Genomic DNA, 13840 nt, shown 5'->3' with positions numbered 1-13840 from the left:
GCTGACTTACCTTTCGAACTCAATGGGCGGCGCGGCGCAGGCCGAAGCTCGCGGCCAGCACCAGGAAGACGAGCACGCCGATGCCGACCTGCTGCCAGTAGAAATTCCAGCCGACGAGCAGCAGCCCGTTCTTGACGATGGCGAGCAGCAACACGCCGAGCAGCGTGCCGATGACCGAGGGCTTGCGCTCGCGGCTGAGCGTCGTGCCGATGAAGGTGGCGCCGATGGCGTCGAGCAGGAAGGCATTGCCCGACAGCGGCACGTAGGACTTCACCGTCGCCGAGAGCAGGATGCCGGTGACGCCCGCGAGCAGCGCGCACAGCACATGCACCATCGACAATTCGCGCGGCACGCGGATGCCGGAATACCAGGCGACGCCGGGCTGCGCGCCCATCGCCTGGACATAGCGGCCGAAGACCGAACGATGCAGCAGGAGATGGACCGCGACGGCGAGCACGATCAGTACGATAACCGGGGTCGGCACGCCCAACAGAGCCGTGCGGGCGATGGCGTTGAACTGGTCAGCGGCATAGCCGCTGGTGAGATAGATCGGCTGGCCGCCGCTGGTCGCGAGCTGCTGCGTGCTCTGGCCGATGAAGAGCACGCCGAGCGTCGCCAGGAAGGGGCTGATGTTGAGCCGGGTGATCAGGATCGCGTTGAGGATGCCGACGATCAGCGCCGCGCCAAGTCCGCCCGCGACGCCGACCACGCCGCTATAGCCGGCGGCCAAGAGCATGACGAAGACCATGCTCGCCATGTCGACGGACACGCCGACCGAAAGATCGATGCCGCCCGACGAGATGACGATGGTCAGCCCCAGCGCAACGATTGCCAGCATGACGACGTTGTTGACCAGCACGTTGAAGAGGTTGGCCGGCGTCAGGAAGGTCGGGCTCGCCACCGAAAAGAAGATGACGATGGCCGCGAAGGCGATGAGCACGCTGTATTTGGCGAGGAAGCCGCGCACACTCACCTTGGCTGCGTTGTCGTTGGCCGAGACGCTCATCGCGAACCCTCCGAACCGCGGGCAAAGGATGTGATGGCCACCACCAGCAGGATCAGCGCGCCCTGCACGCCGTTGACCCAGTAGCTGGAGACGTTGAGCAGCTGGAAGCCGTTGGCGAGGAGGCCGATGAAGAGAACGCTGAGCAGCGTGCCGCCCATGGTCGGCACAAAGCGGCGCGAGAAGACGGTACCGAGCAGTGCCGCGGCCAGCACCGACAGAAGCAGTTCGCCGGAACCGGGCGTGCTGGCCGAAAGGCGCGAGACGGTGAGGATGCTCGCCACCGCCGCGCAGAAGCCGCTCAGCACATAGGTGAAGGACACATAGAACGGCACGCTGAGACCGGCCGCGCGGGCTGCTTCCGGATGACCGCCGACAGCGTAGAGCCTGAGCCCGAACGACGTGCCGTGAACGACCACGATCATGATCGCGGAGAAGACGATCAGCGCCCAGGCAAGCGCGGAGACGCCGAGGAAGCTCCCCGACACCAGCACGCCGAGCAGTGGGGAGGATGCGCCGACGACCGTGTTCTGGGTGAGCGTGAGTTCCATGCCGGCCGCGACATTGAGCACGGCAAGCGTGGCGAGCAGCGGCAGGATGCCGAGGCCGACCACGGCAAGCGCGTTGAGCGCGCCGACCGCCATGCCGACGGCAATCGCCGCGAGCACCGAGAGGAGGTCACCATAACCCATCGACAGGAGCGTCGCATAGACGGCGGCGCAGAGCCCCATATTGGCGGCGATCGACAGGTCGATGCCGCCTTCGGTGACATCGGAGCCGCCGCCGATGATCACGGCCGTCATGCCATAGGCGAGCACGCCCAGGATCGCCGACTGCTCGACGACGTTGATCAGGTTGAAGGTCGAGGTGAAGCCCGGCGCGAAGATGACGAAATAGGCCATGATCGCGGCAAAGGCAGCGATCGCGCCAAGCCGCACGACGAGCGCGCCGAAGCGCCGGCCGGCGCTCTTGGCGGCGGCTTGCTTTTCGTCGGAGACGCCGACTTCAGTGTGGAGAACAGTCGCGCTCATGCGGCCACTCCGTCAGCGTTCGAGCGCGCGCCTGACGAAGCAGCCAGCAGCGCGTCACTGTTCATCGCAGGACCGGAGAAACTGCCGGCAAGCCTGCCGCGATAGACGACCAGCACGCGGTCGCAGACGCCGACCAATTCGAGCAGGTCGGAGGACAGAAGCAGGATCGCCGCGCCCTCGCCCGCCAGGCGATTCAGGAGGTTGTAGATCTCGACCTTGGCGCCGACATCGACGGCCACCGTCGGTTCGTCCAGCACATAGACACGCGACTGGCAGCTCAGCCATTTGGCGATAGCCACCTTCTGCTGGTTGCCGCCCGAGAGCTCGCGCACCAGCGCGTCGCGATGCGGCGTCTTGATCGACAGTTCCTTGATCAGGCTGTCCACCGCCTGGTTCTCAGCGCCACGGCTGACCATGCCAGCCCGCGAGTAGCGGCGCAGGCTGGCCAAGGAAATGTTCTCGCGCACCGAAAGACCTAGCGCGACGCCATGGGCGCGACGGTCTTCCGGCAGCATGGCGATGCCGTCGCGCACCGCCTTGACCGGCGTCGACAGCGACAGCTCCCTGCCCTCGACCTTGACCTCACCGCCATCGGCGGTCTTGAGGCCGAACAGGCACTGGACGATCTCCTTGGCGCCGGAGCCGAGCAGGCCGGTGAGGCCGACAATCTCGCCGGCGCGCACGTTGAAGCCGATGTTCTCGAAGCTGCCGCCGAGGCGCAGATTGGAAACCTCCAGCACCGGCGTGCCTAAAATGACCGAGCGCTTCGGGAACATCTCGCCGACATCGCGGGCGATCATCATCGAGATGATCTCGTCGATCGGCGTCTGGCGCGGATCGACCGTGCCTACATCGGTGCCGTTGCGCATCACGGTGACGCGGTCGCAGAGCTTCTCGATCTCCTGCATGTAATGGGAAATGAAGACCACGGCGATGCCGTCGTCGCGCAGTCGGCGCAGCACGTCGAACAGGCTGTCGACCTCGCGCTTGACCAGCGCCGCGGTCGGCTCGTCGAGCACCAGCACCGATGCCTTTTGTGCCAGCGCCCGGGTGATCTGGACGACCTTCTGCTGTGCCGTGGTGAGGTCCTTGACCAAGGTTCCAGCCGGCAGCTCCATGCCGAAGAACCGCTTCAGCAAATCGGCCGCGCGGCGCTCCATGGCACGGCGGCTGACGAACGGGCCGAGGCCGATCTCGTGACCGAGGAAGACAGCTTCGCCGACGGTCGCCGTCGGCACCAGAAGCCTGTCCTGGTGGATGAAATGGACGCCGAGCTTTTCGACCGACGCCGGTGTCAGCGTGCTCGCGGTCTCGCCATTGATGACGATCGAGCCGCTGTCCGGCTTGATGATGCCGGCCAGCACCTTGATGATGGTCGACTTGCCGGCGCCGTTCTGGCCGACAAGGCCGAGGATCGAGCCGCGCGCGATCTCGAGGTTCGCGTTTTCCAAGGCGCGCACCGGACCGAACCGCTTCGATATGCCCGTCATCGACACAGCAATGTCGTGCTTTGCTGTCTGCATGGCCATCAGTCCTGGTTGGATATGACGGGCAGCCGCATAAGTGCGGCTGCCCGTCGTTTCGTCCGCTCTACTTAACGCCGGCCTTCTCGGCGGCGTCGAGGAAAGGTTTACCCTTTTCGGCGGCATTTTCCTTGTTGATCAGCACCGCCGGGACGAAGGTGAAGGGCGGCACCTTCTGGCCGGCCAGGTACTTGGCGACGTTGTCGACCGAGGTCTTGCCGATCTCATAAGGCTGCTGCGCCGCGACCGCGCCGGCCGACGACTTCGGGTCCATCACCATCTTGACGACTTCCGGGCTGCCGTCGATGCCGTAGGTCTTCACCTCGTTGCGGCCGGCCGCTTCGACGGCCTGCGTGGCGCCGATCTGCGGCACGTCCCAGCAGGCCCAGACCGCGCCGATTGAACCCTTCTCCGGCGACTTGGTCAGCATGTCGGTGACGTTGGAATAGGCGCTCTGCACCGTGTTCGGGATGACGTCGCGCAGTTCCGGCTCGACGATCTTCACATCCGGAAACGAGGTCAGCACATATTTCAGCTGATCGTAGCGGATCTTGCAGACCGGCACGCTGTAGAAGCCGTTGAACACCAGCACGTTGCCCTTGCCGCCCATGTCGGCGACCATCTGCAGCGCGATCTCGGCGCCGATGTTGTAGTTGTTCGACGTGGTGTTGTTGATGGCGTGCGGCGTCGCGGTGTCGACCGTGAACAGCGGGATGCCGGCGTCGCGGATCTTCTGCAGCCACGGGTTCAGCACTTCGAGATTGCCGAGCTGCTCGATGATGGCGTCGGGCTTCTGCGCGATCAGCGTCTGCAGCTGGGCGATCTGCTGCTGGTCCTTGCGGCCGGCGTCGAGCGCGATGACCTCACCGCCGAGCTCCTTCACGCGGTCCTGGATCCCTTTGAACGCCATCAGGTCCCAGTAATGGTCCGTGCCTATCGCCGAGACGCCGATGCGCTTGCCCTTGAGCGACAAATCCTCGGCGCTCGCGCCGGAGACGGCGGCAAGGCTGCAAGCCGCCGCCAACCCCAAAGCGAGCGCCTTGACGAGGCCTTTCATTGATCCAGTCATTGTCATTTCCTCCCTTGTTGATCGCTCCGGGCCTTCCCGGAGGATTCTGCCAGATGGGCGCCGCGCGGTCCCTTGCTGGTCGCTTCGGGCTAAGCCCTCCGCTTACGCAGCGGCCTCGTTCTCGCGCAGGCCGTAGCTCGCCATGCGCTTGATGACGTTCTCGATCTCCTCGTCGGACAGGATCGGCGGCTCGCCGATCTGCAAGGCGCCGTGATACTGGCGCGCCAGCGTCTCGACCTCGACGGCAAGCCACATCGCCTGGGCAAGGCTCGAGCCGACCGCGATCATGCCGTGCTGGGCAAGCAGGCAGGCCTTGCGGTCGCGCAGCGCCTCCACCGCATGCGCCGAAAGCTCGGCCGTGCCGAAGGTGGCGTAAGGCGCGCAGCGTATGTCGCTGCCGCCGGCGACCGCGACCATGTAATGGATCGCCGGTATCTTCCTGCCCATGATGGCGATCGTCGTGCAGTAGATCGGATGCGCGTGGACGACGGCGTTGACCTCGGGCCTGGCCTTCATGATGTCGAGATGGAAGCGCCATTCGCTGGATGGCGGCAGGCGCCCGTCGACCTCGCCGTCCCAACCCATGAAGACGATGTCTTCCGGCTGCAGCATGTCATAGGGCGTGCTGGTCGGCGAGATCAGCATGCCCTCGCCATGGCGACAGCTGATGTTGCCTGATGTGCCCTGGTTGATGCCGAGCGCATTCATCTCGATGCAGGCGTCGATGATGGCCTGGCGCACATCTCGGTCCGAAACGGTCATGCGATATTCCAATCCTTATTCGGTCCGTTACCAGGCCGTGTAGCCGCCATCGATCGACAGGATCGCGCCGGTGACGTAGCTCGACGCCGGCGACGCCAGGAACAGGATCGCCGAGGCGATCTCCTGCGGTGTGCCCAAGCGCCCCATCGGCGTCATGTCGATCCAGGTGTTGAAGAGTTCGGGACGCTCGCGCATCTTCAGCGTCATCTCGGTGCCGACATAGCCCGGCGCCAGTGCGTTGACGCGCACGCCCGATTTCGCCCATTCGACCGCGAGCGCCTTCGTCATCATGTGCACGGCGCCCTTGCTCACCATGTAGGACGGCGCCGTCTGCGGACGGTTGATGATCAGGCCCGACATCGAGCCTAGATTGACGATCGAGCCCTTGGTGCGGGAGACCATCGAACGGCCGAAGGCGCGCGAGGCCCAGTAGACGCCGTTGACGTTGACATCCATCACCAGGCGCCATTCCTCGTCCGGTGTGTCGAGTGCGGTGTTGAGGCGCGCGATGCCGGCGCTGTTGACCAGGATGTCGACCTTGCCGAAATCGGCGACGACCGCGGTTGCCATCGCCTCGACGGCTTGCGGGTCCGTGACATCGAGCACGCGGCCATCGACGCTTGCGACGCCAGCGGCCTTGAGCGCTTCGGCAGCGGCCCTCAGCCCATCCGCATTCATGTCGAGCAGGATGATACGCGCGCCGCAAGTCCCGAGCGCGCTGGCGGCCTCGAGACCGATCCCGCTGGCGCCGCCGGTCACAACGGCAACCTCGCCTGCCAGGTCGAATTGCGACCGGTAATCCATGCACGTCCTCCATCAGGACGGACTTGAGCGCGGGCAAAACTCCGCCCTCGCCGCCGAAGCAGCGCCGCAAGCCGACTGGTCCTGATAATGCCTCTGGGTCAGGCTCCTCCCGACCCCATGACAGGGACGTTACAGAAGCTTCCTGGGTCCGTCAATCTGGTTATAACCAGAAAACAGAATCTTTTTTGGATGAGCGCAAATCAGGTGCGATCGACGCCGTTCACGGTCGCCGACGGCTGCTCGACCGCCATGTGGATGCGAGCGACCGAGGAGTTGTAGAAGGCCTCGTAATATTCGAGCGCGGCGCCATCGGCGTCATAGGCGATCGACTCGATCTCGATCAGCGGCGTGTTGGCGGCAACGCCCATCTCGTCGGCCTCTTCCTTGGTCGGAAGGGCCGCGCGCAGCCAGCGGTCGGCGCGTTTCACCGTCAGGCCGAAGACGGCGCGGATGGTGCCGAAGATCGACTGGTTTTCCGACAGGATGTTCTCCAACCCCGGCACCCTGTGCCCCGGCAGGCTGATGCGCGTCATGGTGATCGGCGCGCCGTCGGTCATGTAGACGCGGCAGATCCGGACCACGCTGCCATTGGCGGGGATGCCGAAGACCTTCGATTCCTTCTCGCTCGGCGGACAGCGGTAGATCTCCAGCGTTCGGGTCGAGACCTTGTGGCCCTTGGCGGTCAGGTCGTCGAACACGCCGAGATTGGCGGTCATGAAGTCGACATGCTCGCGGGGAGCGGCGACGAACATGCCCTTGCGCGGCATCTTGATGATGCGGCCTTCGTTCGACAGCGAGCCGATCGCGGCGCGCACCACGGGACGCGAGACGCCGAAGAAATCGCAAAGCGCCTGTTCCGAGGGAATGCGCGAATTGGCGGCAAGCAGGCCGGTGTTGATCGCTTCCTCGACCTGGTTGCGCAACTGCACCCAGAGGGGTGCGGCCTCGTCGCGGTTGAGCTGGACCTTGGAACCTATCGAGCGGAAAGCCTCGGCCGCCTCGGCATCTTCCTGGTCGTAACGAGGACGCCCGCGCATTCTGGTTGCTTGTTCCATTCGGTCCTGCCGCAAAAATCATTTGCCGCGACTCAGGAAGCGGCAGCGCCTCCTTAACGGAGACCGCCCGCCATTTTCACGCTCTCCGGCAAGTTTCGCAACCATAGCATCGCGGCGGCCCCCAGAACCGGTCCGGGAACCAAAAGCAGGAAGGCCCAGCGCCAGCCGCCGATGAAATCGGCGAAACGCGGCGTCAGCCAGATGGCTAGCACCGTCAGCGCGAAGCCCAGTCCCAGTTGCACGGACAAAGCGGTGCCGACGAAGCGGCGGTCGGCAAGCTCGGTGACGGCGGCGGAGAACTGCGCCGAATCGCCGACGACCGAAACGCCCCAGACAATGGCCACCAGCATGAACAGCCAGAGCGGGCCGGTGAAGAGAAAGCCCATCAGCAGCGCGCAGCCGCCCGAGACGAGCATCATGCCGGCGGTTGTGACGGTTCGGCCGATGCGATCCGACAGATAGCCGCCGAGCAGGCAGCCAAGGATACCGGAGGCCACGACAAGGAAGGTCGCGAGCGACGCGGTGGCGGCGGTTCCAATCGCCTGCGCCTCGAAAGCGGCGCGCGTATAGGCAAGCAGCCAGGCCCACATGGCATAGAGTTCCCACATGTGACCGAGATAGCCGAGATTGGCTAATAGCAACGGTTTTTCGCGGAACACCTGGCCGATGCGCGAGGGCTCGAACACGGCCTTGCCGAAGGGATAGGGCCCCTCCTTGGCGAACAGCAGAAAGAGCAGCGCGCCCGCCGCCGTCGCCATGCTGGCGGCGGCGACCACCGGCTGCCAGTCGAGCGCGGTCGAGACGGCGCGGAAGAGATGCGGCAGCGCCGAGCCGACAGTCAGCGCGCCGATGACCGCGCCGAGCGCCAGCCCTCTGTCGCGCGTGAACCAGGTGGCGACCAGCTTCAGCGCCGGCGGATAGACGCCGGCAAGCGCGGCGCCGGTGGCGATGCGCGCGGCGATCACGCCGCCCGGCCCGGGATGAAGCAGCAGCGTCGCGTTGGCTAAAGCAGCGACGAGTGCCGCGGCCGCCATCAGGCGACCGAGCCGCACAAGGTCCGGCAGATTGACCAGGCTCGCCGCCAGCGCGCCGATCACGAAGCCGACCTGGACGCCATTGGTCAGCCAGGCCTCGGCGCTGGCGCCCAATGCCAGTTCCTGCTTCAGCTCGGGAAGGATAGCGGTCGCCGAAAACCAGGTGGTCAGCGACAGGACGACCGCCAGGCAGAGCAGCGACAGCACGCGCCAGCGCTCGCTGTCGGCCACCATGCCGAGCCGGCCGCCCCCGACCGTGCTCATACGCCTTGCAGCGGAACGGTGAAGACCGTGGCCGTGCCGGTGAGGCAAAGCTCGCCCTGGCCGTTGCGCACGCTGGTCTCGATCTTGCAGATCGGCTTGTCGGGCCGCACTTCCTTGACCTCCACGCGTCCGGTGATCTCCTCATCAACGCCGACGGCCTTGACGAACTTCCAGGCCACTTCGAGGAACACGGTTCCAGGGCCGGGAAGATCCTCCGCCACGAGTGCATTGAGGATGCCGGAGGTGACGCCGCCCTGGACGATCAGCTTGCCGAACACCGACTTCTCGGCTAGCGCGCGGTCGTAATGCAGCGGGTTGCGGTCGCCGGTGATGTCGGTGAAGGCTTCGATGTCGCTGATGCGCGTGCGCCGCGTGCGCTCGGCAAAGGCGCCGACCTGCGGACGGCCTTTCACGACACCCACCCAACCGTCTTTTGTCTTGGTGCTCATTTCGGCTTCTCCTCTGCTCCGGGTTCGACTGGTTTGAAAGCCGGCAGGACTCGGCCGCCGATGGCTGTCGGCGCAAGCCGCAGCATGTCCCCTATGTGTAGCGGCCGTGTGCCGGCCAGGATGAAGCTCAGCATCGTCGGGCCTTCGGCCAGTTCGACCAGCCCGACCACGTAGGGTGCTGCCGGCAGCCAGCCGGGATGGCCAGGCTTGTGTATTTCCGAAAAGGACTTGAGCCATCCCCTGCCCGACGCGTCTTTCCAGACCAGGCGCCTGCTCCAGCAATTGGGGCAGATCGGGCGCGGGTAGAAGACGGCCTTGCCGCAGTCCTCGCAATGCTGGATGGCCAGCCGCCCTTCGGCGGCGGCATCCCAGAACGGCCGGGTAAGCGCGGTAATGGTCGGGCCGGCGGTCTTCAGCGTGTTCAAATCGACTAGCATCAGGCGGCTCCCAGCACGAGCGCGGTGGCTTCGCTCATCGTCGCGCCATTGCCGGTGACCAGCGCGAGCCCGGCCTTGGCGATCTGGCGTTCGCCCGCCTCGCCGCGCAGCTGGCGCACCGCCTCGACGACATGGGTCATGCCGCCGGCGAGCTCCGGCTGGCCGAAGCCGAGCTGGCCGCCATGCGTGTTGAGCGGCTTGTCCCCCTTGTGCGAAAGGTCGTGGTCGCTGAGCCACGCGCCGAACTGGCCCGGAGCGCAGAGGCCGGCATCCTCGATCGTGGTCGCGACCATGATCGTGTAGCAATCGTAGAGCGACAGGAGATCCATCTCCTCGGCTCGCGTGCCGGACTGTTGGAAGGCGCGCGCCATGGCGCTCTTCAGCGGGCCGGAGGTCAGGTGTGGGGCCTGGCTGACCGCGCGATGCGTGACCTTTTCGCCGGCGCCAAGCAGATGGACAGGCGGCTTGCGCAACGACCGCGCGCGTTCGGCCGAGGTGACAACGACGGCTTCGCCGCCGGCGACCGGCATGACGATTTCGAGAAGATGCAGCGGCGAGGCGATCATCGGCGAGGCCAGCACCGCCTCGACATCGGCCGGCTTGCCGAAGAAGATAGCGTCGGGATTGAGCTGCGCATTGGCGCGCGCCGCCGCGGCGATCATGGCGAAGTCCCGGGCGGTCGAACCGTATTTAGCCATATGCGCCTGCATCAGCAGCGCGTAGGAGATGTTGGCGCCCGAGGCGCCGAACGGCACGTCGAACTCGCGGATCGGGTTGCGGTTGGGCGAGCGGGGCGCCGTCTCCTCGCGGTTGTTGGCGAGCACGCACAGCACCGCCTCGCACATACCGGCCTCGATCGCTGCCGCCGCGCGCCAGATCATGCCGGCACCGGACGCGCCGCCGAGATCGACGACATTGGCCATGGTCGGCGCGAGGCCGAGATACTCGGCGATGGTCGCCGGAACATGCTGCGGCGTCTCGCCGACCTGCGGCCCGACCAGCAGCCCGTCGATCGCCGTCGGCTCCAGCCCGGCATCGAGTACCGCCAGGCGCGAGACCTCGGCGATCATCTCGAGCGTCGTCACACCGCTGGTCAGGCGCTGCGGCTTCAACTCGCCGATGCCGACGATTGCTCCCTTCGACTGGTTCATGCCGCCTTGCTCCGGTCGAGCGCGCGGTATTCCTCCAGGCACGCCGGATTGGCGAGCGAAGCCATGTTCTTGACCGGCTTGCCTTCGAGCGTGGTGCGGGCCGCGCCCTCGACGCGCTTGCCGTTCAGCGTATAAGGCACGGCCCGCACGGCATGGATGCGATGCGGCACGTGGCGCGGCGAGGCGCCTTCGCGGATCGCGCGGCGGATTTGCGCGGCAAGCTCGGGAGTCAGCGCATAACCGTCACTGAGCTTGACGCAGAGCACGATTTCCTCGTCGCCCTCGACCGGCGCGCCAAAGACCAGGCAATCCTCGATCTCGGCGAAACCTTCGCAGGCCGCGTAGATCTCGGCCGTGCCGATGCGCACGCCACCGGGCTTCAGCGTCGTGTCCGAACGGCCATGGATGACGGCGGAGCCGTGAGCGGTCATCTCAGCGACGTCGCCATGCGTCCAGATCTCGCGGCGCGCGGCGAAATAGGTAGCGTGATAGCGCGCGTCGCCGTCCTTGCCCCAGAAGGTCAGCGGCATCGACGGGAACGGCTCGGTGCAGACGAGGTCGCCCTGGCGGCCGACGACCGGCGCGTTGCGCTCGTCCATCACGGCGACGGCGAGGCCAAGCCCTTTGACGGTGAGCTCGCCGCGCCGCACGGGATGGATCGGCGATCCAAGCAGGAAACAGCCGATGATCTCGGTGCCGCCCGAGATCGAGGCGAAGATCATGTCGCGCTTCACATGCTCGTAGACCCAGTCGAACTGGCCGGGCGAAACCGGCGCGCCGGCCGACAGCAGCGAGCGCAGCGACGAGAGGTCGTGCAAGCGTCCCGGCGCGTAATTTTCGGCGGCGAGCGTGGCCAGATATTTCGGACTGGTGCCGAAATGGGTGACGCGGGCACGCTCGGCCATCGTCCAGAGCGGGCTGGGGTCGAGGCCGTCGGCCGATTTCAGGATCGGCGCGCCGTCATAGAGCACCACTGTCGCGTGGCAGGCGAGGCCGGAGATCAGCCAGTGATACATCATCCAGGCGGTGTTGGTGTACCAGCTCATGACGTCGCCTGGGCGAACATCGCCATGCAGCAGGTGTTCCTTGAGATGCTGGAGCAGCACGCCGCCGGCGCGGTGGACGATCGCCTTCGGCGCGCCTGTCGTGCCGGAGGTGTAGAGCACATAGGCCGGATGGTCGAAGGGCACGCGCTCGAAGACGAGCGGGGCGTCGCTGCCGAAATCGTCGAACGAAATGCAGTCCGCCGCGCAGTCCGGCTTGGCGCCCAGCTCGCCGGTCAGCACCAGCGTCGTCACCGTCGGCATTGCGGCGACGATCTCGGCCAGCCTGTCGGAGATGTCATGCTCCTTGCCCGCATAGCGGTAGCGCGGCGCGGCGAACAGCACCTTGACGCCGATCTGTCCGAGACGGTCGACAATCGCGGCGGCACCGAAATCCGGCGAGCAAGACGACCAGACGGCGCCGACCGACAGAGCCGCCAGCAACGCCACGAGGCCTTCGACACGATTGGGCAGGATGCCGCCGACGCAGTCGCCCTTGACGACGCCGGCCGCGCGCAGGCCATGCGCCGTTCGGGCGACGAGACGGCGCAGTTCGCCGAGCGTGACGGAGCGGAAATGGCCGCTCTCGTCGGCCTCGATCAGAACAACCCTCTCCTCGTCACCGCGCAGCAGGTTTTCCGCGAGACTGAGCGAGGCTTCCGGCAGGAAGCGGCTCCCGGTCATCGGCGCATTGTCGTCGCGCTGGAAGGAGATCGCGCCCGGATCACCGGTCACTTCGGCAAAATCCCACACTGCCCGCCAGAACGCGCCCGGATCGCCGATCGACCAGCGGTGCAGCGTCTCGTAGTCGCGCGGGTCGAAGCCGTTGGCTGTCGAAAAGCGCGCAAGGTTGGACGATTGGAACGCGGCCGGCGCCGGCGTCCAAAGCACGGATGACATGGATTTCCTCCCGCAACGCAGGCCGGGCTCGATGCCGCGACCTTGCCTGCCGATGCATTTCAGATTATTGGTTATAACCAGAATGTCAAGCGAGGATCGCGGCCATGAGGACCGCGCCGGCGGAGGAGCAGACCATGGATGCCGTGCATATCGTTGCCGCGAAGCGGACGCCCATCGGCAAGCTGAACGGCGCGCTTTGCGACCTCTCGGCGGCGGAGCTGGGCGGGCAGCTTATCCAGGCGATGCTGGCGCAAACGCAGCTCGCGCCCGATGCCGTCAGCGAGGTGATCATGGGCCAGGTGCTGACCGGCGGCGCCGGTCAGAATCCGGCAAGGCAGGCCGCGCTCAGGGCAGGCTTGCCGGTCGGCGTCCCCGCCATGACTGTCAACAAGGTGTGCGGCGCCGGCCAGAAGTCGATCCATCTCGCTGCCCAGGCCATTCGCTGCGGCGACGCCGATTGCGTGATTGCCGGTGGGCAGGATTCGATGACCTCGGCGCCGCATGTCATTCACGGCGCCCGCGCCGGCATCCGCATGGGCGACCGGATCGTCAAGGATTCGATGATCACCGACGGGCTGTGGGACGCCTTCCATCAGGTGCATATGGGCGTGACGGCGGAGACGCTGGCGCAGCGCTACCAGATCACCCGCGAGGAACAGGACCGTTTCGCGCTGCGCTCGCAAGAGAAGGCCGACGCGGCCATCCGGGCCGGGCGGTTCGACGAAGAGATCGTCCCGATCTCGATAAGGACCAGGCAGGGCGATCGCGTCATCGACCGCGACGAGCATCCCAATCCGACAACGACAATGGAAGCGCTAGGCCGGCTGAGACCTGTCTTCGATACGGCGGGAACGATCACGGCCGGCAACTCGTCGGGCCTCAACGACGGCGCCGCGGCGATGCTGGTGATGTCGGAAGCGCGGATGCAGGAACTCGGCCTGACACCCCTCGCCCGCATCGCCTCCTACGCCTCCGCCGGCGTCGAGCCGATGGATATGGGGCTCGGCCCCGTCGCGGCCTCGCGCCGCGCTCTCGACAAAGCCGGCTGGCGCGCGTCCGACCTCGACGTGATGGAGATCAACGAGGCTTTCGCCGCGCAGGCCATCGCCGTCAACCACGAGATGGGCTGGAACGAGGACATCATCAACATGAGCGGCGGCGCCATCGCGCTCGGACATCCGCTGGCCGGTTCCGGCTGCCGCATCGTGGTGACGCTGCTCTACGAGATGATCCGCCGCGATGCGAAGAAGGGCCTGGCCTCGCTCTGCATCGGCGGCGGCCAGGGCGTGGCGATCTGCCTGGAGCGGTGAGCCGG

At 66.2% G+C, this 13840-nt stretch carries 13 protein-coding genes; 1 reads left to right on the top strand and 12 read right to left on the bottom strand.

Annotated elements, in window-relative coordinates; genetic code table 11:
* Positions 1 to 19 precede the first annotated feature (19 nt).
* The 12 genes from RFM52_RS05675 to RFM52_RS05620 all read right to left on the bottom strand — a co-directional run bounded on the left by RFM52_RS05675 (position 20) and on the right by RFM52_RS05620 (position 12525).
* Entirely contained in the window at positions 20 to 1006 is a 987-nt protein-coding gene (locus RFM52_RS05675) for an ABC transporter permease (RefSeq protein ID WP_320294532.1), read from the bottom strand.
* Positions 1003 to 2034 carry an ABC transporter permease gene (locus RFM52_RS05670; RefSeq protein ID WP_320294531.1) on the bottom strand — a complete coding sequence of 344 codons (1032 nt, stop codon included), beginning with the start codon at positions 2032 to 2034 and terminating at the stop codon, positions 1003 to 1005. Before RFM52_RS05670 ends, RFM52_RS05675 begins: the two co-directional genes overlap by 4 nt.
* Positions 2031 to 3557: a sugar ABC transporter ATP-binding protein gene (locus RFM52_RS05665; protein WP_320294530.1), complete on the bottom strand. Its 1527-nt coding sequence runs from the start codon at positions 3555 to 3557 to the stop codon at positions 2031 to 2033. The genes RFM52_RS05670 and RFM52_RS05665 overlap by 4 nt, the downstream gene beginning before the upstream one ends.
* A gap of 67 nt (positions 3558 to 3624) precedes the next feature.
* The gene (locus RFM52_RS05660) at positions 3625 to 4626 is read right to left on the bottom strand and encodes a sugar ABC transporter substrate-binding protein (RefSeq protein WP_320294529.1); all 1002 of its coding nucleotides are present in this window, start codon (positions 4624 to 4626) and stop codon (positions 3625 to 3627) included.
* Between the two features lie 102 nt (positions 4627 to 4728).
* The gene (locus RFM52_RS05655) at positions 4729 to 5388 is read right to left on the bottom strand and encodes an L-fuculose-phosphate aldolase (RefSeq protein ID WP_320294528.1); all 660 of its coding nucleotides are present in this window, start codon (positions 5386 to 5388) and stop codon (positions 4729 to 4731) included.
* A 27-nt stretch (positions 5389 to 5415) separates the two neighbouring features.
* Positions 5416 to 6192, bottom strand: a complete 777-nt coding sequence (locus RFM52_RS05650) for an SDR family NAD(P)-dependent oxidoreductase (RefSeq protein WP_320294527.1) — start codon at positions 6190 to 6192, stop codon at positions 5416 to 5418.
* A gap of 200 nt (positions 6193 to 6392) precedes the next feature.
* The gene (locus RFM52_RS05645) at positions 6393 to 7229 is read right to left on the bottom strand and encodes a GntR family transcriptional regulator (RefSeq protein ID WP_320294526.1); all 837 of its coding nucleotides are present in this window, start codon (positions 7227 to 7229) and stop codon (positions 6393 to 6395) included.
* A 71-nt stretch (positions 7230 to 7300) separates the two neighbouring features.
* Entirely contained in the window at positions 7301 to 8545 is a 1245-nt protein-coding gene (locus RFM52_RS05640; protein WP_320294525.1) for an MFS transporter, read from the bottom strand.
* Positions 8542 to 8994, bottom strand: coding sequence for a MaoC family dehydratase (locus tag RFM52_RS05635; RefSeq protein WP_320294524.1), 453 nt, complete (start codon positions 8992 to 8994; stop codon positions 8542 to 8544). Before RFM52_RS05635 ends, RFM52_RS05640 begins: the two co-directional genes overlap by 4 nt.
* Positions 8991 to 9431, bottom strand: a complete 441-nt coding sequence (locus tag RFM52_RS05630) for a Zn-ribbon domain-containing OB-fold protein (protein WP_320294523.1) — start codon at positions 9429 to 9431, stop codon at positions 8991 to 8993. The genes RFM52_RS05635 and RFM52_RS05630 overlap by 4 nt, the downstream gene beginning before the upstream one ends.
* Entirely contained in the window at positions 9431 to 10582 is a 1152-nt protein-coding gene (locus RFM52_RS05625) for a thiolase family protein (RefSeq protein ID WP_320294522.1), read from the bottom strand. Before RFM52_RS05625 ends, RFM52_RS05630 begins: the two co-directional genes overlap by 1 nt.
* Entirely contained in the window at positions 10579 to 12525 is a 1947-nt protein-coding gene (locus RFM52_RS05620) for an acetoacetate--CoA ligase (RefSeq protein WP_320294521.1), read from the bottom strand. Before RFM52_RS05620 ends, RFM52_RS05625 begins: the two co-directional genes overlap by 4 nt.
* Positions 12526 to 12629: 104 nt before the next feature.
* On the opposite strand from RFM52_RS05620, the gene RFM52_RS05615 reads away from it, so the two are divergent.
* Complete coding sequence (locus RFM52_RS05615) at positions 12630 to 13835, top strand: acetyl-CoA C-acetyltransferase (RefSeq protein ID WP_320294520.1); 1206 nt, start codon at positions 12630 to 12632, stop codon at positions 13833 to 13835.
* Positions 13836 to 13840 lie beyond the last annotated feature (5 nt).

The organism is Mesorhizobium humile (assembly GCF_033977215.1).
Taxonomy (GTDB): Bacteria; Pseudomonadota; Alphaproteobacteria; order Rhizobiales; family Rhizobiaceae; genus Mesorhizobium; species Mesorhizobium humile.
The sequence above is the reverse complement of the archived record's forward strand: the minus strand, read 5'-3'. Positions and strand labels throughout refer to the sequence as shown.

Excerpts from the sequence above, each read along its gene's own strand:
- RFM52_RS05645 (WP_320294526.1), bottom strand. The coding sequence starts at position 7,229 with ATGCGCGGGCGTCCTCGTTACGACCAGGAAGATGCCGAGGCGGCCGAG.
- RFM52_RS05670 (WP_320294531.1), bottom strand. The coding sequence starts at position 2,034 with ATGAGCGCGACTGTTCTCCACACTGAAGTCGGCGTCTCCGACGAAAAG.
- RFM52_RS05660 (WP_320294529.1), bottom strand. The coding sequence starts at position 4,626 with ATGACTGGATCAATGAAAGGCCTCGTCAAGGCGCTCGCTTTGGGGTTG.
- RFM52_RS05620 (WP_320294521.1), bottom strand. The coding sequence starts at position 12,525 with ATGTCATCCGTGCTTTGGACGCCGGCGCCGGCCGCGTTCCAATCGTCC.
- RFM52_RS05640 (WP_320294525.1), bottom strand. The coding sequence starts at position 8,545 with ATGAGCACGGTCGGGGGCGGCCGGCTCGGCATGGTGGCCGACAGCGAG.
- RFM52_RS05635 (WP_320294524.1), bottom strand. The coding sequence starts at position 8,994 with ATGAGCACCAAGACAAAAGACGGTTGGGTGGGTGTCGTGAAAGGCCGT.
- RFM52_RS05630 (WP_320294523.1), bottom strand. The coding sequence starts at position 9,431 with ATGCTAGTCGATTTGAACACGCTGAAGACCGCCGGCCCGACCATTACC.
- RFM52_RS05625 (WP_320294522.1), bottom strand. The coding sequence starts at position 10,582 with ATGAACCAGTCGAAGGGAGCAATCGTCGGCATCGGCGAGTTGAAGCCG.
- RFM52_RS05655 (WP_320294528.1), bottom strand. The coding sequence starts at position 5,388 with ATGACCGTTTCGGACCGAGATGTGCGCCAGGCCATCATCGACGCCTGC.
- RFM52_RS05650 (WP_320294527.1), bottom strand. The coding sequence starts at position 6,192 with ATGGATTACCGGTCGCAATTCGACCTGGCAGGCGAGGTTGCCGTTGTG.
- RFM52_RS05665 (WP_320294530.1), bottom strand. The coding sequence starts at position 3,557 with ATGCAGACAGCAAAGCACGACATTGCTGTGTCGATGACGGGCATATCG.
- RFM52_RS05615 (WP_320294520.1), top strand. The coding sequence starts at position 12,630 with ATGAGGACCGCGCCGGCGGAGGAGCAGACCATGGATGCCGTGCATATC.
- RFM52_RS05675 (WP_320294532.1), bottom strand. The coding sequence starts at position 1,006 with ATGAGCGTCTCGGCCAACGACAACGCAGCCAAGGTGAGTGTGCGCGGC.